General features: G+C 28.0%; 23 protein-coding genes, 1 tRNA gene and 1 pseudogene. 7 read left to right on the forward strand and 18 right to left on the reverse strand.

Annotated elements, in window-relative coordinates:
• Positions 1 to 40: 40 nt before the first annotated feature.
• The 16 genes and pseudogenes from H9661_RS14510 to H9661_RS14585 all read right to left on the reverse strand — a co-directional run bounded on the left by H9661_RS14510 (position 41) and on the right by H9661_RS14585 (position 16,034).
• Positions 41 to 1,117, reverse strand: coding sequence for a CatB-related O-acetyltransferase (locus tag H9661_RS14510; protein ID WP_243240453.1), 1,077 nt, complete (start codon positions 1,115 to 1,117; stop codon positions 41 to 43).
• Between the two features lie 138 nt (positions 1,118 to 1,255).
• Positions 1,256 to 2,587 (reverse strand): FAD-dependent oxidoreductase, encoded by a 1,332-nt coding sequence (locus tag H9661_RS14515; protein WP_143318066.1) that lies wholly within the window; start codon positions 2,585 to 2,587, stop codon positions 1,256 to 1,258.
• 116 nt (positions 2,588 to 2,703) lie between these two features.
• Positions 2,704 to 3,969 carry an FtsX-like permease family protein gene (locus H9661_RS14520; RefSeq protein ID WP_191769543.1) on the reverse strand — a complete coding sequence of 422 codons (1,266 nt, stop codon included), beginning with the start codon at positions 3,967 to 3,969 and terminating at the stop codon, positions 2,704 to 2,706.
• Positions 3,970 to 3,980: 11 nt separating this feature from the next.
• Positions 3,981 to 4,958 (reverse strand): ABC transporter ATP-binding protein, encoded by a 978-nt coding sequence (locus H9661_RS14525; RefSeq protein ID WP_341480434.1) that lies wholly within the window; start codon positions 4,956 to 4,958, stop codon positions 3,981 to 3,983.
• A gap of 477 nt (positions 4,959 to 5,435) precedes the next feature.
• On the reverse strand, positions 5,436 to 6,968 hold the full coding sequence (locus H9661_RS14530; RefSeq protein ID WP_191769545.1) for a S8 family serine peptidase: 1,533 nt from the start codon (positions 6,966 to 6,968) through the stop codon (positions 5,436 to 5,438).
• Positions 6,969 to 6,997: 29 nt separating this feature from the next.
• Positions 6,998 to 7,276, reverse strand: coding sequence for a peptide maturation system acyl carrier-related protein (locus H9661_RS14535; RefSeq protein WP_191769547.1), 279 nt, complete (start codon positions 7,274 to 7,276; stop codon positions 6,998 to 7,000).
• A 10-nt stretch (positions 7,277 to 7,286) separates the two neighbouring features.
• A complete protein-coding gene (locus H9661_RS14540) occupies positions 7,287 to 8,405 on the reverse strand; it encodes a TIGR04066 family peptide maturation system protein (protein ID WP_143318062.1) in 1,119 nt (372 codons plus the stop codon).
• An 18-nt stretch (positions 8,406 to 8,423) separates the two neighbouring features.
• Positions 8,424 to 9,890 (reverse strand): Cys-rich peptide radical SAM maturase CcpM, encoded by a 1,467-nt coding sequence (gene ccpM, locus H9661_RS14545; protein WP_191769549.1) that lies wholly within the window; start codon positions 9,888 to 9,890, stop codon positions 8,424 to 8,426.
• A gap of 81 nt (positions 9,891 to 9,971) precedes the next feature.
• Complete coding sequence (locus tag H9661_RS14550; protein ID WP_185966877.1) at positions 9,972 to 10,160, reverse strand: CLI_3235 family bacteriocin precursor; 189 nt, start codon at positions 10,158 to 10,160, stop codon at positions 9,972 to 9,974.
• A gap of 317 nt (positions 10,161 to 10,477) precedes the next feature.
• Positions 10,478 to 11,125: a hypothetical protein gene (locus tag H9661_RS14555; protein ID WP_191769551.1), complete on the reverse strand. Its 648-nt coding sequence runs from the start codon at positions 11,123 to 11,125 to the stop codon at positions 10,478 to 10,480.
• A gap of 255 nt (positions 11,126 to 11,380) precedes the next feature.
• Positions 11,381 to 12,013 (reverse strand): annotated as a pseudogene (locus tag H9661_RS20150) (MBL fold metallo-hydrolase).
• Positions 12,014 to 12,087: 74 nt separating this feature from the next.
• Entirely contained in the window at positions 12,088 to 12,567 is a 480-nt protein-coding gene (gene rlmH, locus H9661_RS14565) for a 23S rRNA (pseudouridine(1915)-N(3))-methyltransferase RlmH (protein ID WP_143318231.1), read from the reverse strand.
• A 59-nt stretch (positions 12,568 to 12,626) separates the two neighbouring features.
• Positions 12,627 to 13,133 (reverse strand): Hsp20/alpha crystallin family protein, encoded by a 507-nt coding sequence (locus tag H9661_RS14570; RefSeq protein ID WP_185966883.1) that lies wholly within the window; start codon positions 13,131 to 13,133, stop codon positions 12,627 to 12,629.
• 229 nt (positions 13,134 to 13,362) lie between these two features.
• Positions 13,363 to 13,866, reverse strand: a complete 504-nt coding sequence (locus H9661_RS14575) for an SEC-C metal-binding domain-containing protein (protein ID WP_143318229.1) — start codon at positions 13,864 to 13,866, stop codon at positions 13,363 to 13,365.
• 95 nt (positions 13,867 to 13,961) lie between these two features.
• Positions 13,962 to 14,753, reverse strand: a complete 792-nt coding sequence (locus H9661_RS14580) for an MBL fold metallo-hydrolase (RefSeq protein ID WP_143318228.1) — start codon at positions 14,751 to 14,753, stop codon at positions 13,962 to 13,964.
• 15 nt (positions 14,754 to 14,768) lie between these two features.
• On the reverse strand, positions 14,769 to 16,034 hold the full coding sequence (locus H9661_RS14585; protein WP_143318227.1) for a UDP-N-acetylglucosamine 1-carboxyvinyltransferase: 1,266 nt from the start codon (positions 16,032 to 16,034) through the stop codon (positions 14,769 to 14,771).
• A 345-nt stretch (positions 16,035 to 16,379) separates the two neighbouring features.
• On the opposite strand from H9661_RS14585, the gene H9661_RS14590 reads away from it, so the two are divergent.
• The 5 genes from H9661_RS14590 to H9661_RS14610 all read left to right on the forward strand — a co-directional run bounded on the left by H9661_RS14590 (position 16,380) and on the right by H9661_RS14610 (position 20,192).
• Complete coding sequence (locus H9661_RS14590) at positions 16,380 to 16,919, forward strand: hypothetical protein (RefSeq protein ID WP_143318226.1); 540 nt, start codon at positions 16,380 to 16,382, stop codon at positions 16,917 to 16,919.
• 156 nt (positions 16,920 to 17,075) lie between these two features.
• The gene (locus tag H9661_RS14595; protein WP_143318225.1) at positions 17,076 to 17,537 is read left to right on the forward strand and encodes a dUTP diphosphatase; all 462 of its coding nucleotides are present in this window, start codon (positions 17,076 to 17,078) and stop codon (positions 17,535 to 17,537) included.
• 82 nt (positions 17,538 to 17,619) lie between these two features.
• Positions 17,620 to 18,051 carry a DMT family transporter gene (locus H9661_RS14600; protein ID WP_143318224.1) on the forward strand — a complete coding sequence of 144 codons (432 nt, stop codon included), beginning with the start codon at positions 17,620 to 17,622 and terminating at the stop codon, positions 18,049 to 18,051.
• A gap of 21 nt (positions 18,052 to 18,072) precedes the next feature.
• Positions 18,073 to 18,888, forward strand: a complete 816-nt coding sequence (locus tag H9661_RS14605) for an MBL fold metallo-hydrolase (protein WP_191769553.1) — start codon at positions 18,073 to 18,075, stop codon at positions 18,886 to 18,888.
• Between the two features lie 110 nt (positions 18,889 to 18,998).
• The gene (locus H9661_RS14610; RefSeq protein ID WP_191769556.1) at positions 18,999 to 20,192 is read left to right on the forward strand and encodes a S8 family serine peptidase; all 1,194 of its coding nucleotides are present in this window, start codon (positions 18,999 to 19,001) and stop codon (positions 20,190 to 20,192) included.
• Here the strand turns inward: H9661_RS14610 and H9661_RS14615 are convergent.
• Positions 20,189 to 21,268 carry a peptidoglycan DD-metalloendopeptidase family protein gene (locus H9661_RS14615; RefSeq protein ID WP_191769559.1) on the reverse strand — a complete coding sequence of 360 codons (1,080 nt, stop codon included), beginning with the start codon at positions 21,266 to 21,268 and terminating at the stop codon, positions 20,189 to 20,191. The two genes, H9661_RS14610 and H9661_RS14615, sit on opposite strands and share 4 nt — an antisense overlap.
• 160 nt (positions 21,269 to 21,428) lie before the next feature.
• On the opposite strand from H9661_RS14615, the gene H9661_RS14620 reads away from it, so the two are divergent.
• Positions 21,429 to 22,418 carry a DnaD domain protein gene (locus tag H9661_RS14620; RefSeq protein ID WP_143318220.1) on the forward strand — a complete coding sequence of 330 codons (990 nt, stop codon included), beginning with the start codon at positions 21,429 to 21,431 and terminating at the stop codon, positions 22,416 to 22,418.
• Positions 22,411 to 23,394: an ATP-binding protein gene (locus H9661_RS14625; protein WP_143318219.1), complete on the forward strand. Its 984-nt coding sequence runs from the start codon at positions 22,411 to 22,413 to the stop codon at positions 23,392 to 23,394. Before H9661_RS14620 ends, H9661_RS14625 begins: the two co-directional genes overlap by 8 nt.
• Before the next feature lie 91 nt (positions 23,395 to 23,485).
• On the opposite strand, the gene H9661_RS14630 is transcribed toward H9661_RS14625, so the two are convergent.
• A tRNA-Asp gene (locus H9661_RS14630) sits at positions 23,486 to 23,562 on the reverse strand.

Genomic DNA, 23,562 nt, shown 5'->3' on the forward strand with positions numbered 1-23,562 from the left:
AACTTAGATAACATTTATAATTATATTCTTTTATTTAAAATTAAAATATTATTTCATCCACACCTGACAGTATTTCTACATTGTTTTCATCTGCATAACATGAATGAAGTATAGTATCTTTGCTTCTAGTTGTAATAAAGTAATCTGTGCTTTTAAATATTGCTCTTTCATTTTCTTTTGTATCTATACATATAGTAATGCTACACTTAGCACAATTATTCAATAACACTTTATCAATATATAAATTAAATGTATTGACAAGTTCACTATTGGTGTTTGCAAATTCTTCTTCTATATATAATATCAATAAACAATCATCATTTTCTTTAAAGGTATCTGCAAATTGTTGTATTACTCTTTCCCAAACATAAAATTGTTCTATAAAGTCAGGGAAAAATAAATATGTATATTTCAATTTATCAATATTCAATTCCTTTACTTTTTTCTTTTCTTCTAATGCTTCATCATAAAATCTATCACAAAACTTATTTATATCTTCATTATAAAAATATTCACTATTCTTTTGTATCTTTTCACTATTCCAATTCCACCATTGAATAGTAAGAAGTTTATCTATTATGTCCTTACTAAATCTATACTTTATTATTTTAGCAGGATTTCCACCTACTATAGCATAAGGTGGAACATCTTTAACAACATGTGAATTGGCAGCGACTACCGCACCATTATGTATTGTCACTCCATGCATTACACTCACACTCTGCCCTATCCAAACATCATTTTGTATTAATATTTGACCTTTCATCTTAAATTCTGATTTAATTTCATCATCTTTTTCAAATAAATTTGACACTCCCATAGCTAAATTTAAATAATTATGATTCATTGCAATATTATACTCTCCATAAGGAGCTATTGAAACAAAATTCCCTATTTGTAAATTATGAATTGCATAACCTTTTGAAATAGTAAACTCTATTCCAGTATGGAGCTTTGCACCCCAAACATAACTATCTCTACCTATACATGCTATTGGAAAATTAATATCCCGTAAACCTTTGTATATTGCTGGGAAACTATTATTTTCACAAATATTCTGAAACAATGTAGTTGGTTCCTTTATCACTCTATCTGGCACCGTAAAATCAATTACCATCCATATCCCCCCTAAATTATATAATTATACCACCATTCTAAATCTTAGGACAAATTAATTTCTCAAGATACTCCATACATATTAATAAAACCTCCCTAAAAGGAAGGCTTTTTATTAATGTTTTTATATATGAACAAACTAAATTGCTTTTAAAGCTACTGTATTTAATATATTCCATGGCTTATTAAACTGTGGTTGGAAAAAGAAATCTGTCATTGCCAATTCCTCTAAAGTCATTTCATTTTGGATAACTACCGATATAGTATTCATACTTTGAGTTAAATCTACTTTTGAAATTATTTGTCCTCCAATTATCCTTTTAGTATCTTTATCAAAAACAAGTTTTATTGTCGCTGATTCATGGGTAGGCATAAACTCTGGTCTATAATTTTCTGTGACAATTACACTTCCTACACTTATAGATGTTGTACTCTTTGCAACTTCTTCAGTCATTCCTGTAGATGCAATACACTGATCGTATATTTTAATACCTGATGTCCCTTGAGTCCCCATATATCTAATTGTTGGTTTACTAATATTCATAGCAACCAAAGTTCCCATTCTAACTGCATTTGTGGCTAATGGAATATACCTTGTATCTTTTGCTGGATTAAACTTAACAACACAACAATCTCCAGCGGCATATACATCTTCCCTACTTGTCCTCATATATTCATCTATTATTATAGCTCCATTAGGTAATGTTTCTAACTTATCTTTTACAAGTTTAGTATTTGGAGCAAACCCAATACATAGAACTACTAAATCACCTTTATAAGAACCTTTTTCAGTTACAACTTCTGTTACCTTACCATCTTCACCTTTAAATTTTTGAACTTTCTCTCCTAAAACTAGGTTCACTCCCCTACCTCTAAATTCATTTTCTGCTACATCTGTAAATTCCTTATCTAAATATTTAGCCATTATCCTATTTTCTGCATCAATTAAAGTTACTTTTTTACCTTGAGATTCAAATGCTTCTACTAGTTCAACGCCAATATATCCAGCGCCTATCACCACTACATTTTTAGCATTATCAGACTTCTCTATTATATTTATAGCATGATCATGATTTTTACATAATACTATGTTTTCTAAATCCCCACCTTCAAATTTAGGCACTATTGGCCAAGATCCTAAAGTAAGAACAAGTTTATCATAGCTATCTTCAAAAACCTTATTTGTAACTAAATTTTTTACACTTATCTTCTTATCATCAAAATTAATATCTAGAACTTCATGTTTCATATTTGTAATAACACCTAATTTTGCAAGGCTTTCAGGTGAATTATAAAAAAGACTCTTAGTATCTTTAACTACCCTTCCTACATTTAATGCAATTCCACAGGATAAAAATGATATATTATCATTCTTTTCATATATGGTAATTTCACTCTCTGGATAAAGTTCTTTCAAGTTAACTACAGTTGCAGTTCCTGCATGTGTACATCCAACTATTATTATTTTCATACTAATACCTCCATACTGAGAAATACTTCCACTTCTCATTGTTTATCTTTTAACAATCTTTATAACTATATTATATTCCTTATCTCCAAAAAGTAAATACTAATTAATAATTATTTTTAATTAAGCAATGCAATTTTTTTATATTCACCAAGCGATACCATTGCAGTTGTCAAAAATATAATTATATATTCCATTACCACAACTATTGCCAATTTAATACTCATTAAACCTGCCATAGCACTGCCTAACGCTACTATTAAAATATATAAAAGCGCTAATAATATAATTATTGCATAATACACTACTACCTCTGTTTGTATTATTTTCTTTATCTCACGTTTTGTATATCCAAGTAATTTTAATTGCTCAAAATTTTCCTTCCTGGATTTTGCTTCAATTAGAAACTTATAAACTACTGTAATGCTCATAATACCAATTATCAGAATATAGCAAGCAAGTGACATAGTATTAACTACGGTGCCCATCCTATACTGTCCTGCTGTAGATATTGTTAAAACACTTGAAACCACCAAAAATAACGTTAAAACAATAGACTTTTGTATTGAGAAAAATAAATTGCTTGCGATTATTAGCTTGCACTTATCTGCTATCTTTTTACCATTCCTATAATTATTTATGACCCCTGGTATTACATATCTTATAATGCCCTGAATTCCAAAAATCCCAATAATAATAGCAAAACTTATATTTTTAATTCTTTCTTCTGGAGATGTAGGTATTACTGCTACTGCCAATGGTAATAAATAAATTATTATATATATAATAGGATTAATTTTTACCCTTCTATTGTCTGGAATATATGCTCTCTTTTTTCTATTTACTAATTCATTTATACTCTTTTTATATATTGATCCAGTGTTGATAAGAAACACTGATTCCAGTTCTGTAAATATGATTACGGTTGTTAATATTAACGCTTCCACTGAAATATAGTTACCATTAATATTTACCCCTACTAGTTTAGAAATTCCATTTAAAACAAAAACGCTAGTTATTGCTCCTAACAAGCACCCTATAACTATAGAAATAGCAGTAACTATAAAGTTTCTAATAACTACAATAATACAAATTTCCCCAACTGACTTCCCTGAAAGAGTAATAACAGCATATTCTTTAAACTTATCTTCTAAGTAATATGAGTTAGCAAATGCAATAAACATAATAGATACTGCTAAAATAATAAACACTAACTTAGACATGTCCATGTATTCCTTACTTCTATATGCAACTATTTGTTCATTAAAAATTATATTGAATGTATTAAAAATTATAATTATCGAGAACACCATTACTGCAATATATAGTACGCTTTTTTTTATATCATCTATAAATGTCATCTTTATATATCTTAAAACTCCCATATCTACTCCTCCTATAAAATATCAATTAAGTTTTGCGATTCTTTAGAAGTAATATCAATTATTTTATGAAAGTATTCTTTTTGTGATAAATCTTCTCTCTTGAGTATCTTATCCACTCTACCATCTCTAATAAATAATAGTTTTTGTGAATAACTTGCTATCATATTATCATGAGTTACCATCAATATTGTTGTACCTTCTCTATTAAGTCTTTGCAGCATAGTTAAAAGTTCATGAGAATTCTTAGTATCTAAATTCCCAGTAGGCTCATCTGCTACGATTATCTTGGGACTAGTAACCAAGGCTCTAGCACATGCTACCCTCTGATTTTCCCCACCAGAACACTCATAAGGATATTTATTTAGCAAATCCCTAATGTCTAATTTCTCAACTATCCTATTTACTTTATACTCTATTTCTTCCATGGAGTTAGAAGCCAAAAGCATTGGAATCGAAATATTTTCTTTTATAGTAAGGTTGTCTATAAGGTTAAAATTTTGAAATATAAACCCTAAGTTCTCGTATCTAAACTTTGCTATTTCACGTTCACCCATAGATAATATATTCTTTCCATTAAACTTTATAGTGCCTCTTGTGGGCTCATCTATTGTAGATAAAAGATTTATAAGAGTCGATTTACCTGATCCTGAAGGTCCCATAATACATATAAAATCTCCTTCATGAACCCTTAGGGTTACCCCCTTTAACGCTGCTGATTCTTCTTTATTATTTCCATATAACTTATATAGATTATTTCCTACTAATAAATCTGTTTCTTTTTTACTATCTTCTTCAACCTCATCTTCTCCCTTAAATAGTAAAACTTTAAGTCCAGAATTAAGTTTCTCAAATTCCTCTAAATCCATTTTAATATTTATATTTACCTTAGCATAAGGAACAAAAAACATTTTCTTCTTAGGTATAAATCTTTGATTTTTTATATCAATAAAAACATTATCTCCAATAACCTTATACTTAAATCTTTTCACTACCTTACCTTGCTTAAAAAAATAACTAGAATCTGACCCTTCAACATAGATATATATATTGGCTAAATCACTTATATATATGTCTACATCCTTAATTTCATTTATTTAACTACTATTAATATTTTTACCATAATCAATGGATATATTTTGTATTTTATGAAAGATTACATTTTCATCCTCTTCTAACATTTCTTTTATTTGAATTAATATCTCACCCATTCCAATCACTCCCCATATTATTTATACTTATAATTATTAATTCGTTATTTCTTTAATCATATGTCACTTTTTCTAATCTTCTTAATTTAATTTCATTAAATACTCTAAAACCATTCCCATTTGATTCTTATTAACTTAATAAAAATGACTAACAAAAAGAGAACCTATCTTATACAGACTAAGTTCTCCTATACTCTCCTAATATATACTATAAAATTGTAATTAGTGAAAAACCTCATCAATTGATTTTTAACTTCATTATTCTTCGAATAAATTAAATATATCATTATATAACTTATTTAAATCTACATTTTCATTAACAAAAATTATGTTTTCATTTAATGCAATAGAAACATCAAGTTCAATAATGCTTTTTTCACTTTCTATAATTACTGTTACATCTGGCTGCAAATCAACTTCGCATCTTAAATTATTAACACAATATATGTATATATCTTCATTGTAAATATTATTTGTGATCATACCTAATCTATCGACCGGTACATATTCCAGTCCATATATAATACCTTTTACTTCATTTGTACCAGCAACGCAGTAATACCCATTTGCCTGAAATAATTTTTTCAATCCAATGGCTACAATGCTTGATAAATTTCCTACAAAATCATATATAACTATCAAAGGACTATTTTTATTGTTACTAATTTTACGCTTAATGTTTTTATATAAAGATTGATGCCAAATTTTTGTTCCTATTGTATTTTTAAGTTTACTTAACTCTAACTCATTTTCCCCATTATCAATGATAATTAGGTTTTTTCCATAACAATTAAGATAAGCTATTAATTTAAATATATCTTCTTGGAATTTTGTTATACTGTAATGCTCCATTAATATTATTATTGTATCAATCACTTTCATCATAGTAATGTTATATTTTATATATCTTATTAAGTTCCTTAGCTTATCTTTTATATCAATTCCTTTTAGGTTCACTTTTTCGACAATATTGCAATAACTAGATATAATATTTTCATCTTCTTTATTGGCAGAAAACAGTATAGCCTTATCAATCCAATCTATATTTTTAGAAAAAAAATAATTATCTCTTCCTAAAGCGAAATTTACAGCTCTCTTCATTAATTCTCTTTTAACATTAACTATATTATTGTTTATTTGCCTGCACATAATATTATAAACACTTGCTGTTATAAAAGGAGTAGCAAAACTATTGCACTTTAATATTTTTTTTACCTCCCCCTTATAATTAGTAATTTCATCTATAGAGTGAGCATTTATCTCTATACCATCAGGAGAATATAAATCATAAGCATATTCACATTCATCAAGTGAAATTTTACTATTTATATCACATTTTACTCCAATAACATTAGATAAAGATGCTGGACATGTATAACCAACATTATTATTACCTGCAGCAACTATAATTAATCCATTTTTAGTTGCATAATTAACAACTTCCCTTATAGGTTCAAAATCCCTATAATCTATAGTACCTAAGCTTAGATTAACAATATCTATTTTTTTATCAACACACCATTCTATTGACTTAACAAGTTGAGCTGCTGTTGATTTATAAGTTTCATTATTTATAATCTTTACACTACTCAAATTTGCATTGGGCGCTATTTTTTTTATTATGGCAGCACATGTTGTTCCATGAGATGAATCAAATGAATCAATGGAGTTAACTTTCCTTATCTTGAGGTTGTATGTAACTTCAACATCATATTCAAGTTCTCCTATACTATATCTATTAATATTTATTCCATCATCAATTATAGCTAATTTTAACTTTTTGCTAATCATTAATAAATCTCTTTCACAAAATCTAATTTTTAATTTTCTTCAGTATTTAACTGCTCTAAAATTATATTTTTTATATTATTAAAACTACAAAATTCCCCACTAACAATATATTTATCCTCAATTTTTATATCAAATTCTTTTTCCACATCAAATAATAAATATATTAAATCTCTCGGAGCAAGTCCAATTGTGCTTGATAATAGATGTGCCTTAGCATTATCTTCATTCCAAAACTTTGATTCAATCTTGAATCTATCACAAAAAATTTTTTTAAGCTTCTTATCTTTTAGTGTTAAATCTGTTATCATATTATCTCTCCTATACATACTGAACATCTTCACTTGCAGAAAGCATATTAATAAAATATTCTGTAAGCTCTTTTGCATCTTTTAAGTTTAATATATTATAAATAGTATTGTATCTAGATTTTAATAATGTTTTCTTTTTATCAACGCTATTAGAATCAACTGTTATGAAATTTAATAACTTTGTTTCCTCTAACTTTGCCCAATCAATTGCATTATTTCCTATGTTTAAACAATCAATTTCAAATCCCAACTTATACTTAACGCTATTTTTTATAAACTCAATATCCTTATCAGAATAACTGTTATATATTAAGCTTAATATAGATACATCCGGAGTAACTGCCTGTGATACCTCATAAGCAAATATACCAAACTTATTTGTAACAAATTTATTAATTGGAGATATTCCTCCAGGAATTCCTATAACTATTACATCTGGATTTTCATTTATTTCAATTTGCTTTATATATTCGTTAAATAATTTTATCTTTTCAGACTCAGTAAACTTCTTTGAATACATAAAATTAGGGAATGAATGAAATCCAAACATTTCACAATAATTCTTAGATCCTACTTGACTGACTTTATATCCTTTTCTAATAAATTCTTCCCGAATTGATAATTGTATTTCAAATTTATTTGTTCTATCACATAATCCTAGAACAAATATAATAGGTGTACTTATTTCCTTTATTTCTTCTTTATAAATATATATATCCTTTACATTTTCATTGAGATTATTATAACTTTTAAAGTACACCTCCTCTTCTTCACATTTTTCTTCTATTTTATTAATAATATCATCTTCAATTTTTAATGTAGAAATAATATTCTTTCCTTTACTTATAGCTTCAACCATCTTAGGATATACAAAGCTATTAAAATCTAAGTTATTATAACTTTCTATAAACAATACAGTGTCACAAGATTGAAGCATATTGCTAAAATTACTTTCCACCATAATACCTATATTTTCTCCGCCACCTACACTTCCAGCATCTTTTCCAGTAAGCCCCCAACCTTTAGGGGACACTACACCAGCTATATCAAGTGATTTTAAACTATTTAAATGTCTTAAAACAGGATAAAAGTCGATATTATAAGGATATATTATTGTCCTTTCTTTCATAATTCACTGTCCACCTTTCTATATGCATTCATATACTGGAATCTCATTTCCGACATCATTCTGAGGATTGTAACCAAATTCCTTTAATGTGCAGTAATCTTTCATAAGACCTTCTATACCATTTCTTATGCTTTCACAACGTACAAGCTTCTTTTCTGGTGAAAGCTTTGTTAGAGAGTCTGCCGCCGCTGCACACAACTCACAATACCTAAATGCCCAACAATTTTTGCAGTTCTCTTGAGTTAGTTTACCTATATTAAGTAAGCTTCTTGCCTTTTCAATATTAAATCCTGTATCTACATGTCCTATTTTTGCTACTTCTGAAGCTTCGCTAACCTTTTCACATGGATATAGATTACCACTTACATCCATAAACAATCTAGTACCGCCTGGAATACATGGTCCGCCTGGATGTCCTGTATCCAAAAGTCCATCTTCTGGTTCTGAAAATCTTTTAAACATCATATCTTTCTGTTGTGAATATTTCATAAATATATTAGAAATGCTCTTATCATCAATTCTTTTTAACTTATTGAGATATATTTTGAAAGTCTCATATCCATACTTTGTTATAAAATCTTTATTTATTCCAACTTTACTTGTTCTATATGTGTCATTTATCAGGGCTGATAATGCAATCATCTCTTTAACTGTATCACAATTCGTAAAAAACTTATTTACATCTTCAAAATTACATTGACTATCAATAACTGCACTTAAGAATACTTTTTCCTTAAAATAACTTGGATACTTTGTTCTTATCATTTCTAAAGTTTCTATTACTTTGTCAAAAGTACCACACTTGTTTCCGGCAAAAACTCTATTTTTATCATGAATATTTTTAGGTCCATCTAAACTTATTACTAACCCCATATTATTCTCTACTAAATATTCTATAACTGTATCATCAATTAGACTTCCATTAGTAGTCATATTAAATAATAACTTTTTACCTTCAAACTGCTCCTTTGCATATTCTATACACTCTTTAATAAAATCAAATCTTAATAATGGTTCCCCACCATAAAAGGCAATATGTACTGATTCACTATTGGCTGAATGTTTAAGTAAAAAATCAATTCCTCTTTTTGCAGTTTCTATACTCATAACTTGATTTGTATATTTTCTATTTTCATATCCATCAGAATATACACAATATTTACATCTAAAATTACACTGTTGGGTAACTTGTAAAATGATCATGTTCAGTTTGCTATCTAGAATATATGGAAGCATTGGATCTAACGGATGAACAATTTCATCAAATCTTTTGCACGATAAATATCCTTGTTTTTTCATCTCATTAATTGATCCATATTTAGCTTTATATCTACTATCATTTAGATCTATGTTATTATTTAATATCTCTTCAAGAGATTTATATGTATTCTTATTAATTTTTAATATTAAATTTCTATTTACATCATACATATAATATTTATCTATCATATGAAAAAGATGAATAAATGGTTTGTCACTTATCATAATCTCCCCCTTAAATTACAAACCTTCTTAGTCTAATTCCTTACACTAAGAAGGTTTATCCATGTTTTATTAAGATTAATCTTAATTTGCAGCTAAGCCTGAAGAAGTTTGAGCTGTTATTGATTGATTAACTGCTTCCATTGATGCTGTAATACCTGCACTTGCATCATAACCACCAGAACAACGACAACCTAATCTTTGACAAGAGCAAGAGCAGTAAGCTTCAACGCTTTGCATAGATTTGTTTAATCTTTTTACAAGTTTCTTCATAACATTACATCTCCTCTGTTCCATTTTATTTTGATCTTTCATAATCAATTTCATCATATATTTTTTTCTTTTATTTGTCAACAATCCCGTTTTTTTGATATTAATACAATCTAATCAACTTATGTATTATAGTTGAATTTCATGTGTTTTGTATTACTTCAAAATATTGCAAAAATAAATTTGTAACTATAAAAAAAGTTGCTACAAGAATTGTAGCAACTTTTATTGTATTTCTCTTTCTTTTATAATTTGCTATTTAAATGTTATAGCAAATTATAATAAGATCAAAAAAACAGTATGATTTACTCATTTTTTAATTATTCATTAACAACTATTGAATCTAAATTTCTAAGTTTACATTCCCTAAGTTCTATACCTTTAAGAATATTTATTACTTTGTCAAAGTTATTTACTAGATTTATTCTTTTCTCCCTTAATACCATTTCCAGTGAATAATTCTCCCACTCAAGCCATCTTACGTAACTATCACGTTCTTTTATATAATTTTTAAATTCATCATTCTTTTCTATCTTGCTTATAATTTCATTACAAATAAAGAAGTTACATACATAGCTTCTGTATCTTTTAGGTAAAGTACACCCTTTTGCTGACTTTACAAACGGACATGCTCTAAAAAAAATAGTTTTATCTTGAACATTAGTATCTTCTTGTTCGCTTTCAATATACTTTATATAGCTCTTTTCATCAAAATAACCCTTTGCATGAATATAATAGTTATAAATTTCTACATCGGGAAGGTTTCGAATACTGTTTAATGTTTTTAATCCTTCTTCATCTTTTACCATCTTATGAATATCATACAACGTGAATTTAGGAAAATACCAACAGCATCCTCTATTTTTAATATTACATAAACTTACTCCAAAAACACTTTGGCAATTGCCACAAGAATTACAACTATATTGAGGAATACCCTGATCAATTTTCAAATCAATTTTAATCATATTAGCCTCCTATTTTAGTTATAAAAATATTACTTATATTTATTCTACATAACCTTTTTATGAATCATTTGAAACTTAATGCTAAACTTTTTAATCTTGATATAAAAAGTTAAGAGCTAAGAAAAAAGTGCTCTATTCTTTTAAAATTAGCACTTCTTTCTAGAAAATCCATTTAACATTTTTAATCCAATATAACCAAAATTACCCTATAATTATTATATCAATTTCTTGTAAAAAATAAAACTATTTGTTTTTTCATTTAACATTAACCATATTAAAACCTTGTTTACTGGCTTCTTCTATAAAATTATCTCCATCAATATGAATACAATAAACTTGATTTCTATATTCTCTAGGTACTAATTCACATAACTTTCTTAATGATGTATGAACATTGTCTTCTAAATCATCCATACATGTATCATGATATACTAAATTTTCGTTTTTTAAAAAGTTAACTATATCAATATTAGTTTCATAAATATCTCCACTATAAAAGATACTGTTTCCTATATCAAACTTTAACATATACGAATAAGTGTTAAGTGTTCTAACATGTTTAGTTAGTATTCAATTTATATTTAAACTTAATGTTTCAACTTTCTTATTATTAGAGTCTAATACTTTGAAACTCTCGTTTTCTTTTAATCCTAATAACTCTAAAAATAATTTAATTTTTTCTTTTTCGTTAAAATATACTTTTGATGTTATTTTATATTTCCAATAACAAAACCCTATAAATCTACCTAATGAACCTATATGATCTGAATGCATATGAGTTATTAATATATGAACTTGCTTAGCTCCATCCATTACGTTTTTCTCTAAAATTTTCTTAAATACCGTTTCTCCACAATCAAGTAATAATAATGTTCCATTCTTCTTAATATATTTTAACTTTTTCTAGATCTATATGTACTTAATTTAACACTCCCTAAGTTCTACTAATTAAATTTAAAGCATTATTTATGGTACGGTTCCCCATTACTAATTCTAAATCCCCTATAAACTTGCTCTAATAGCATCACCCTAAACAATTGATGAGGGAAAGTCATCTTAGAAAAGCACAATTTATAATTTGATCTTCCTATAACTTCTTCTGATAATCCTAAACTTCCCCCAATAACAAATACCAAATTAGAATTCCCCATAACTCCACAATTATCAATAAACTTAGAAAACTCCTCTGAAGTTATCTGTTTCCCTTTCAAATCCATTGCTATAACATATGAATTGTCTTTTATTTTAGATAAAATCAATCTACCTTCCTTTTCTTTTATTATTAATTCTTCCTTCTCTGATGCATTATCTGGAGTTTTTTCATCAGGTAACTCTATGATATCAAGCTTGCAATATCTACTTAATCTTTTTGAGTATTCATCTATAGCTTGTTTTAGATATTTTTCCTTCAGCTTCCCAACTGCAATAACTGTTATGTTCATAAAAAATTCCTCCCATGCTTATATAAATATATTAACATAAAGGAGGATTGAATTTAACCTTATTCGACTTTATAACTGTCAACATCAATGATAATTGGTTCATCACCATCATCATATTCATAATTATTTTTAGGTCTATTTACCTTTGGTAAAGTTATCATTAATAAATTATCATTAAAAGACGCCTTTAACTTACTAGGATCAATCTCATCTATATAAAAGTTTTTCACCAAATCCTGTGCAGATCCTATTATTGTCATACTGAAATTTACTCCATTTGAATAAGTTCTTCTTCTTCGAATTGTTAATATAGCCTTATTCTTTTCAAAATCTATACTTACATCTTTAGCTGTTACCCCAGGTAAATAGCCCTTAATTAAGTAATACTCACCAAAATCCTTTAACTCAATATCATAAGAACTCTCATTTCCTATTCTATTTACAAGATTGCCTCCCATTTTAGCAGATATTATTTGATTAACCATTGAATTCAAAAAATTATCATTTAATAAGTTTCTTAATATACTAATATCATTCCAGTTATTATTGGATTTATTATTAAACATAAAAGGAAACATCCCAAACATATATAATATTCACCTCTGCTTCATTCGCTATACTATATATGTATTAATTGTTTACTAATTTGACACTAAAATTAATCAGAGTTTAATATTTCCAACAAATGATAAGTTAAATAATTCTAGAAAGCTCAATCAATTACAGTAGAAAACATTATTGTCATACAGCTAGATATATCTAAAAAAAGAGCCTATTAATTAGGCTCTTTAACAATTACGAATTTTTTCCACAACACTTCTTATATTTCTTTCCACTTCCACATGGACATGGATCATTTCTTCCTACTTTAGAATCATTTCTTACTATCTTTGATTCCTTATAATTTTTTTGAATTTCTTTTCTCTTTTCTTCTGAAAAAATACCATCCCATTGTGGTAATTTATACAAATATTCAGCTTTTGCATCAAGCATATTAAAATATAGCTTTTCAAGGTCTAAATCAAATGTTAAATCAGTATTGTTTTCAACCTTTTCTAAATCATAAGGATTTTTTAAGCTATCATTAATTCCATCAACAAAACCCATAATAAATTCATCAGTTGTATTGTACTTTTTGCTTAAATCAGCAATTGTAGTTGTTAATGCAGTTTTATGTTTTGCTAATAAATCTCTATATATGTTTGTTTCAATTTCACTATATTCTTGCCAAAAAGCATTTTCTCCTTTAGCCTTAACGTAATCAACAACCATATCAGTCCAACTCTTATATAAACTCATATTTCTCTCCTCTTTCTAAAATATACTCTTTATACAAATTATACTAAGATAAACCTTTATTTTCAACTAATTTTATCCATTACTGTATATTAATCTTATATTTCCACATATCCACTAGGCTTTTCTCTGCTAGCCATAGAGATTCTTATATCTTCACCTTGCCTAATTCCATTCTCTTCAATGACATTTAGAACTGTTTGTAATGCTAAATCAGGATGATTATTTGTTTTGCTTAAATGTCCCAATATAACATTTTTTCCCAATCCATGATTGACCAAATCTACTAAAGCTCTTCCGCAATCATCATTAGATAAATGTCCCACTTCACTTAAAATTCTTCTCTTTAAGTTATATGGATATGGACCAAACTTCAACATACTTACATCATGGTTACATTCTAAAAGTATAGAGTGTGAATCTTTTATATTACTAAATATTTCTTCTGTAAACACACCAAAATCTGTAGCAATACTTACTCTCTTGTCATTGCTATCTATAGTATATCCTACAGGAGCTATAGCATCATGAGGTATTATAAAAGACTTAACTGAAAGGGCACCTATATTCACAGTACTCCTTCTATCCATTATCTTTATATTATGTTCCTTAACTTTTCCTATGGAACCTTCCATAGCTGACCAAGTCTTATCATTTGCATATATAGGTATGTTATACTTTCTCGAAAGTATTCCTACTCCTTTAATATGATCACTATGCTCATGTGTGATAAAAATTCCATCTAATTCTTCTGGATTTTGTCCAATGGCTTTTAGTGCCTCATCTATTTTTTTCCCAGGCATACCAGCATCTATTAGTATTTTTGAATCTTTCTCAGATACAAAAATACTATTTCCACTACTACCACTATATAATGAGCAAAATATCATTTTATTTCCCCCGTATTATTCTTGAACTTTTATCCTATTTATATCTGCACCTAATTTTTTTAGTTTTGCTTCTATATGAGGATATCCTCTATCAATATGTTCTATACTAGTAATTTCTGTTTCACCTTCTGCAATAAGTCCTGCTATAACCATTGCAGCTCCAGCTCTAAGGTCAGTAGCTTTAACCACTGCTCCTGTAAGCTTCTTAACGCCATCTATTATAGCTACTCTTCCTTCAACTTTAATATTGGCTCCCATCTTCTTTAACTCATCAATGTGCTTATGTCTATTTTCCCAAATTGATTCTGTTATCAAACTTCTTCCTACAACTGTGCTTAATAAAGCAGACATTGGTTGTTGTACATCTGTAGGGAATCCTGGGTATGGAGTTGTTTTTATGTTTACTCCTGTTAATTCCTTATCTACAGTAACTCTTACACTATCGTCGCCTTCTTCTACTATTGCACCCATCTCTTTCAATTTAGCTGTAATAGATTCTAAGTGCTTAGGAATAACATTTTCTATTGTAACATCTCCCTTAGTAGCAGCTGCTGCAATCATGAATGTTCCTGCCTCAATTTGGTCAGGTATTACGCTATATGCACATCCACTTAACTCTTTAACACCTGTTATTCTAATTACATCTGTTCCTGCACCCTTTATATCTGCACCCATTGAGTTTAAGAAGTTTGCCACATCAACTACATGAGGTTCTTTAGCCACATTTTCTAATGTAGTAACTCCTTCTGCTAATGTTGCTGCTATCATAACATTGATTGTTGCTCCTACTGAAACAACATCAAAGAATATATTTGTTCCTACTAGTTTATCTGCCTTTAATATTACCGCACCATGTTCTATTACGACATCTGCCCCTAGCGCTTCAAAACCTTTTATATGTTGATCTATTGGTCTTACCCCTATTGGACACCCTCCTGGAAGTTCAACCTTAGCTCTCTTAAATCTAGTCAATAAAGCTCCTATAAAATAATAAGAAGCTCTCATTCTTCTAACGTCATCTGTACATGCATTAAAATTACTTACATCACTGCTATCAACTTCTAAAGTATTATTATCTATCTTATTTACTGTACATCCCAAACTCTTTAGGATTCTCTCTAAACAATGAACATCTTCTATATCTGGTATATTGTCAATCAAACATTTTCCTTTACTTGCAACTACAGTTGCAGGTAATATAGCTACTGCTGCATTTTTTGCTCCGTTTATTTCTACTGAACCTTTAAGTACTTTGCCTCCATTAATGACTAATCTTTCCATCCAAATTCACCCTTATTCACAGATTATATATATTTAAAATTCCCAAAATTCATATTTATATCCAATTTTTCTTTTTTACGGACATTTTCATCCTATTTTATCTTAAGTCTATCTTATACATTATATCACAAACTATTTTATTTTAAATACATTTTTTAAACCAATTTATCCTATACTAAACTTTTATTGTTATGTAATAAATTTATTAGTATTTTATTATTATCACTATGAATTTTAGGCCTTTTTAATTATAATTCTATTTTTTTATATATGGTAATATGTTATAATTTATAACAAAGTTTGTATACTTTTTAACTAATATTAAAATAATGAGAGGTTTACTATATGAAATATTATGTTGTTGCACTTTTCGATGAAGATTCTTATGAAACTATAACTCCAATTCAAAGAAATTTATCTAAAAAATTTAGAGGTAATAGACATTCTCCTATGCCTTATATTGCCTTAAACATATTAGACAATCCTAACATGGAAAAATTGTATACTGTTATAGATAAAATCATTAGACCATACAAAAAGTTTAAAATTGAACTGTGCGATGATGTTTCTATAAGTGACACTATGAAAACTATAAATTTGAAAATCCTTAATGAGGGTTACATAAAGAAAATTAACCGTTCTCTAAGAGATACTTTAGAACTTCATGGAATACATTCTAAGAATCTTGAAAATGATTTGTCCATTTCTATAGCTAATATAAATTATATTAACAAAGAAAATAAAAAGAATAACGATATTGCATGTGACTTAGTAAAAAAGGATGGTAAAAACTTAACCCTTAAAGTAAGCAAGTTTGAAATTTGGAAAATTTCTAATAATAAGAAAGAAACTTGCATTAAATCTTATCCTTTAAAAACCTTTTAAATCATGGAGTTTTGATTAGTAAAAACTAATTAAAACTCTTTATTTATTTAAAAATTTAATTATTTATTTTTTTGTATTCGTTTACTCCCCTTTTATTTATTATAAAGATTTTGTAAAATATATTAAGATGATTGCCTTAATTAGGGAGGAAAGAATATGCATATTGCAAATTTATTTAAAATTCAAGAAAACAAGTGTAATGATTTAGTTGTTGATAATACTTTAAGTGAATACAAAATTACAGCAAGAAAACATCTTGAACTTCACATAGCTATGAGCGATTTAGCCAATGAAACTCAATGCTATAGATATTGGATTGGTAATGAAAAAGTTTTAGATGACAATATGATTTTCCATAAATATATTACCTGCTTTAAGCACCTTATATCGTTAGGTTTATACAACAAATATGGGGATATGGATGAAATAGATATAGAACTTAGTGATTATTGCTTAAGTGATCAATTCTTAAACTTGTACATAGACATAAATGATTTAATGATTTCTCCATCTAAGGATCACTTTGTAACATTAACAGAAGACTTCTTAAGTTTAGGTATTAGTTTAGGTTTTACTGAAAAAATGATTATAGATGAATTTAATAATAGTTATAAGTAAAAGAGGCTCTCTAACTTTTAGAGAGCCTTTTTATTTATATAAATATTAATTATTGGGATACTATACATGAGGTGATAGTTTTATGTTTTCAATAATCTTTGCAATTATTTCAGGTGTCTCAATGAGTCTCCAAGGTGTATTTAATACAAGGCTAGGAGAAAAAATAGGAACATGGGAAACTAATGTAATAGTTCAAGCTAGTGGTCTAATATTAACTTTATTAATTTCCTTTTTCTTTGGTAAAGGTGACTATAGACATGTCAAAGAAGTAAATAAACTCTACCTTTTAGGTGGAGTCTTAGGTGTTATTATTATATTTACTGTAATGAAAAGCATAGGTGGTCTCGGTACTACATATGGAATAGGAATCATTCTAGTAGCACAATTAATTGCCGCAGCTTTAATTGACTGTTTTGGCTTATTTGGAAGTGAAAAGCTTAATTTTTCATTAAAAGAAATAATAGGTGTTGCAATTATGCTTATAGGTATTATAGTATTTAAATGGAAACATTAAGATAAGGAGTAATAAACCAAGATGAATTTTTTTAAAAATATAGTTTTTTTATCCCATTTAACCTTTAATAATATTCGAGAATATTTTAATTCTAGAGAAGAAGTGCTTTCTGAACCAATTTCCACAGACTCTATTAACTGGTATGGGCATGCTACTACTATAATTAACTTATCAGAAATACTGATTCTTACAGATCCTGTTTCATCTAATAAACTAGGTTTTTTTAAACGAGTTGTTGAGAAACCATTTAAACTTGAAGATATGAAGTTTGATTATATTCTTCTTTCTCACGGACATATGGATCATACTGATTTTCCAACATTAATGAGATTAGACAAAAATGCTACCATTATTGTTCCTAAAGGCTATAAAAAACTTATGCATTTGCTTGGTTTTAAAAAAGTTATTATGCTTAGGCATAATGAAACTTATGAGGATAATAATATTAAAATTAAGTCTTTAAAAGCAGAACACGATGGAAGAAGATTTTATATAGGTATAGATAATGAGAGTAACTCTTATTTAATTGAACGAAATAATAAAAAGATTTTTTTTGCTGGAGACACAGCTTACACAGAAAGTTTTAAAGACATAGAATGTGATGTAGCATTAATGCCTGTAGGTTGCTATAAACCTGACAGATTTTCATATATGCATTGTACTCCTGAACAAAGTTATAAGATGTTCAAAATGATGAAATCCAGTGCAATGATTCCAATACATTATAAAACATTTAAAATCTCGCTTGAAGATTTTAATGAAACTCATAATACACTGGTTAATTTTAATGATGATTCATTGAAAATAATTAATATAGGTCAAACTTATAAACTATAGATATTATCTATAGTTTTTTTATTTAAAGTATTTATCATATTAACTTTTCTATTAACATTCTTACTTATATTCATATAATATATAAAGGATTAATCATTAGGAGCAATGCTATGTTTCTTTATAAAAATAAATTAGATAAAGATTTAAAACATCTAATTTCAAATAATTATTATAAATTCTATAGAGTTTTAATTAAATATAAAAACATAAAAGATAGCATCATAAAGAAAATCTCTTCATCCAAGGGTAAATTACTATATGTATTAGAATCCTCAGATCTCATTTGTGCCAAAATAGACGGCCGATTAATAACCAACCTATTAGAATACCCTGAAGTTCAATATATAGGCTTTGATGAATATGTGTTTTTATGTGGTATGAGTATATCCACAGCCAATAACATTCATCTATGTGAACAACATAGTTTATCCGGAAAAGGTGTTAGTATTGGTATTGTTGACAGCGGTGTTTATCCTCACCCTGATCTATTGTCACCGTCAAATAAAATTGCTTCATTTAAGGATTTAATAAACAACTTATCATACCCTTATGATGATAATGGTCACGGAACTTGTATATGTGGATTAATTGTGAGCAGTGGAGCTTCATCTAATAACTTATATAAAGGTATTGCCCCTCATGCAAGCTTGCACTGTTATAAGGCTTTTGACGCCTTAGGAAAGGGATATGCATCAGATGTACTTTTCTCTATAGAAGAATTAATTAAGCATTCCAGTGAATTCAATATTCGAATTCTTTGTCTTCCATTTGAGATGCTAACCCATAACACATTTATCATACAAGCTTTTAATTCTTCGTTTTTAAAAGCCACTAAATTAGGTATTATCCCTATAGTCCCAAGTGGAAGCACATTAAATTCTACAAATGAAATAATGGGAATAGCTACTTTATCTTCATGCATAACAGTTGGTGGAATAGATTCAACTAAGACAGTTAAACCTTATACCTATTCATCTTCTGGACCATATGGCAAAACACTAAAACCTGATTTATGTGCTGCAGCAGTAAATATAACTTCCCTAAATTCTGATACATCTTATATTTCTGAAAAAGATGGCTTCAAGCTTTATCCTCCAAAACTTGAAGCTTCATATAAAACTTTTAAAGGAACCTCCTTAGCAGTTGCATTTTTAAGCGGTATTGGGGCTCTATTATGTGAAAAAAATCCATCTCTATCTTTTAAAGATTTTTGCTCAATATTAAAACTTTCATGCGATAGGCAAGACTTTTCTATTTCCAGCCAAGGTGAAGGATTGATTAATATATCTAAGTTATTTATTTAAACTCTAATATAGCACTGTGGATCTATAGGAACTCCATTTGCTCTTACTTCAAAGTGTAAATGGGGTCCTGTACTATTTCCTGTACTTCCAACTCTCCCTATTATATCTCCCTTTTTAACTTGTGCTCCAATTCTAGTTTCGAAAGAACTTAAATGTGCATATACTGTTTGTATATTACCTTCATGTTCTATTAATATCTTATTCCCATATCCAGAAACGTATCCGCATTCCTTAACAATCCCATCAAAAGCACAATACACTGGATCTCCTGATTTATGTGCTATATCTATCCCATTATGTTTTTTCCCCCACCTCTCTCCAAATACGGATGTTATAGTTCCCCCTCTGGTTGGATGCTCCAAAAATGCAACCTTATCCGGAATTGGACTCTTACATCCTTTATATATAATGTTATCTTTACTTGGAACTAATGTTTTTTCTTCTAATACTTCTTCTCCAATCTTTCTCCCATTTGTATAACTTACTTTAGATACCACTTCTCTATATCCAACAGCTCCATCTTCCTTTTTCACTTGCCCTATATACATATCATCTCTGTTAATTGTTTTAACAGATGGTTTAATTTCTTCTTTTCTAATTTCTTTGCATTTTAAATCAACTTCTACAATATTCTTATTATCATTATCATCAACTATTCTTTTTGCTATAGCATCTACCGAATCTACAGATGTTACTTCTTTAAAACACTTTGAATATTCTACATTGGTTTTTACATTCACATCCAAAATATTGCCTTTATCTATATTATTTTTATCTATATATGCTTTTCCAATTTTCTCAAGAACTTTTTTCCCCTCTTCCTCACTTGATATCACTCCATAATTATTATTCTTAATAATCATGTTTAGCAAACTACCTTGTTTACCAATGGATGCTATTTCCTTATCATCTTTACTTGTATCATTTTGCAAATCTACATTTATGTCATTATTTTCACACAATAAATTACTAACCATTAAATTTTCATCTTTATTTATGAAATAATTTGTAAATACTAAAGATATCCCAATACTCGTTAAAGTTACTTTTAATATCTTTATAAGCTTCTTATTCATAAAACTTCCCTTCTTTTGGATACACATACTGTAATTTTCCCACATTCTTAATTTTTATACATATTATCTAAAGTTGTTATCCAATTCTTCCTTTGTTATAATTGGAATTACACATAATAGATACTATTTTAAAATATACACTAAAGGAGATAGTTAGAATATGAGTACTTTTATGCTTAAAAATACAGATTTAAAATTTACTCCTGTAAGTAATGTATTTATTGAAAAATATATGGCAAAGGCAAGAGGTGAATTTGTAAAAGTTTATTTGCTTATGTTGAAATATAATACTTCAAACGAACCTGGAGTTAACGGTTCTATACTAGCTTCTTCATTAAACTTACTTGAATCGGATGTTATGAATGCACTAAATTATTGGAATGATCAAGGAGTAATAAAATTAGTTCCAATAGATAAAATGAAGAATTTTAATATAGAATTTCTAAATCTAGAGGATGATGCCCCTGTAAACAAAGAAGTACATCTATTGGATGCCCTTAATAACTCAGAAACAACAGATATGCTTCGGGATATAGAAAAAATATTAAGCAGACCCCTTTCAACAAAAGAAATGGAAATATACCTTGGATGGCAAAATGATTTTTCCTTTACTTCTGAACTTATATTAATACTTATTGAATATTGTGCTGCAAAAGGAAAAAGTGATTACAGATATATCGAGAAAGTAGCAATGGCTTGGCATGATTTAGGTATAAGATCAGTGGATCAGGCTCAAACTTATATAAAACAAGCCGAGGATAAGTGGATTAAAATCAAAAGAATATTAAATTACCTAGGTCTAAGAAATACTGAAGTTATGAAACCGCAGGAAGATCTTTTAGATAAATGGATATCCATTTATAAATTTGATTTATCTGTCATTCAAAAAGCTTGTGATATTTGTTTTCAACGTCTTAATAGAGCAGACTTTAAATATATTGATGGAATACTAACAAAATGGTTTAATGATAACATAAGAACAATTGAAGACGTAGCAACAAAAGATAAGCAATTTAAGTCTAATTATAACAAGCCAAAATATGCAAAGAACAACAATACTACCGGTGTAGGCTTTAATAACTTTGAACCTAGGTCTTATGATTATGATTCTTTAGAAAAGAAATTATTAGGATGGGATAACGATGATTAATGGATACCAATCAAAATTATTAGATATTTATAGCAAAATAAGGGATGAAGAATCAAAAAAACTGCAAGATAGAAAAAAAGAAATTGAAAACTTGTACCCTGAAATAATTGAAACAGATAATAATATAAAAAAATTATCTTTGCAACTCTCCCTTGCTATTTTAAAATCTAAAAATAGTGACGAAACTTTACAATCTTATAAAGATAAAATAACTGATTTACGAGCTAAAAAGTACGAAATGCTCGTATCAAAGGGTTATGATCCAGAGTACTTAACTTTACATTATAGATGTAATAAATGTAATGATACAGGATTTATAGGCATGGATAAATGTCATTGCTACAAACAAAAATTAATATCTCTATACTATGAAAATTCATTACTTCAAGATGCCACTAGAAGCAAAAACTTTGATAAATTTGATATTTCGCTATTTTCTTCTCATCGAATAGGTGAAGAAAAGTATTCTCCTAGAAGAAATATGGAAAACATATTAGAATATATCTTACACAATTATATTCCAAACTTCGGTAAAGAAAATACTAATCTTTTGTTTTTTGGAAATCCAGGTAGCGGAAAGACTTACTTGTCTTACTGTATAGCAAAAGAATTATTAGATTCAGGTTTTTTGGTTATTTACAAAACCTCAGATGAGTTAATAAGCGATTTACGAACCATTAGGTTTAATAATGATAAAAGGTTAGAAGATCTCTTGATAAATTGTGACTTATTAATAATTGATGATCTTGGTGCTGAGCAAAGAAATGATTTTTCTACCACCGAACTCTTTAATTTACTTAATAAGAAGTTATTAAAGAACAAAAAAATGTTGGTATCAACCAACCTTTCTCTTCCTGATATTACGAAACTATATAGTGAACGTATTTCTTCTAGACTTATTGGAGAGTTCAAATTATATAAGTTTTACTCTGAAGATATAAGAATCACATTAAATTTAAACAAGAAGAAAAATTAGTAAAAGTCTATCTCTATAATTGAGATAGACTTCTTTAACTAATTAAATGTTTCTATATAAAAAAAGCACCAAAATTAATTGATGCTTTTTTTGGCGACTCAGAAGGGACTCGAACCCTCGACTTCCAGCGTGACAGGCTGGCACTCTAACCAACTGAGCTACTGAGCC

Source organism: Clostridium cibarium (genome assembly GCF_014836335.1).
GTDB lineage: Bacteria > Bacillota > Clostridia > Clostridiales > Clostridiaceae > Clostridium > Clostridium cibarium.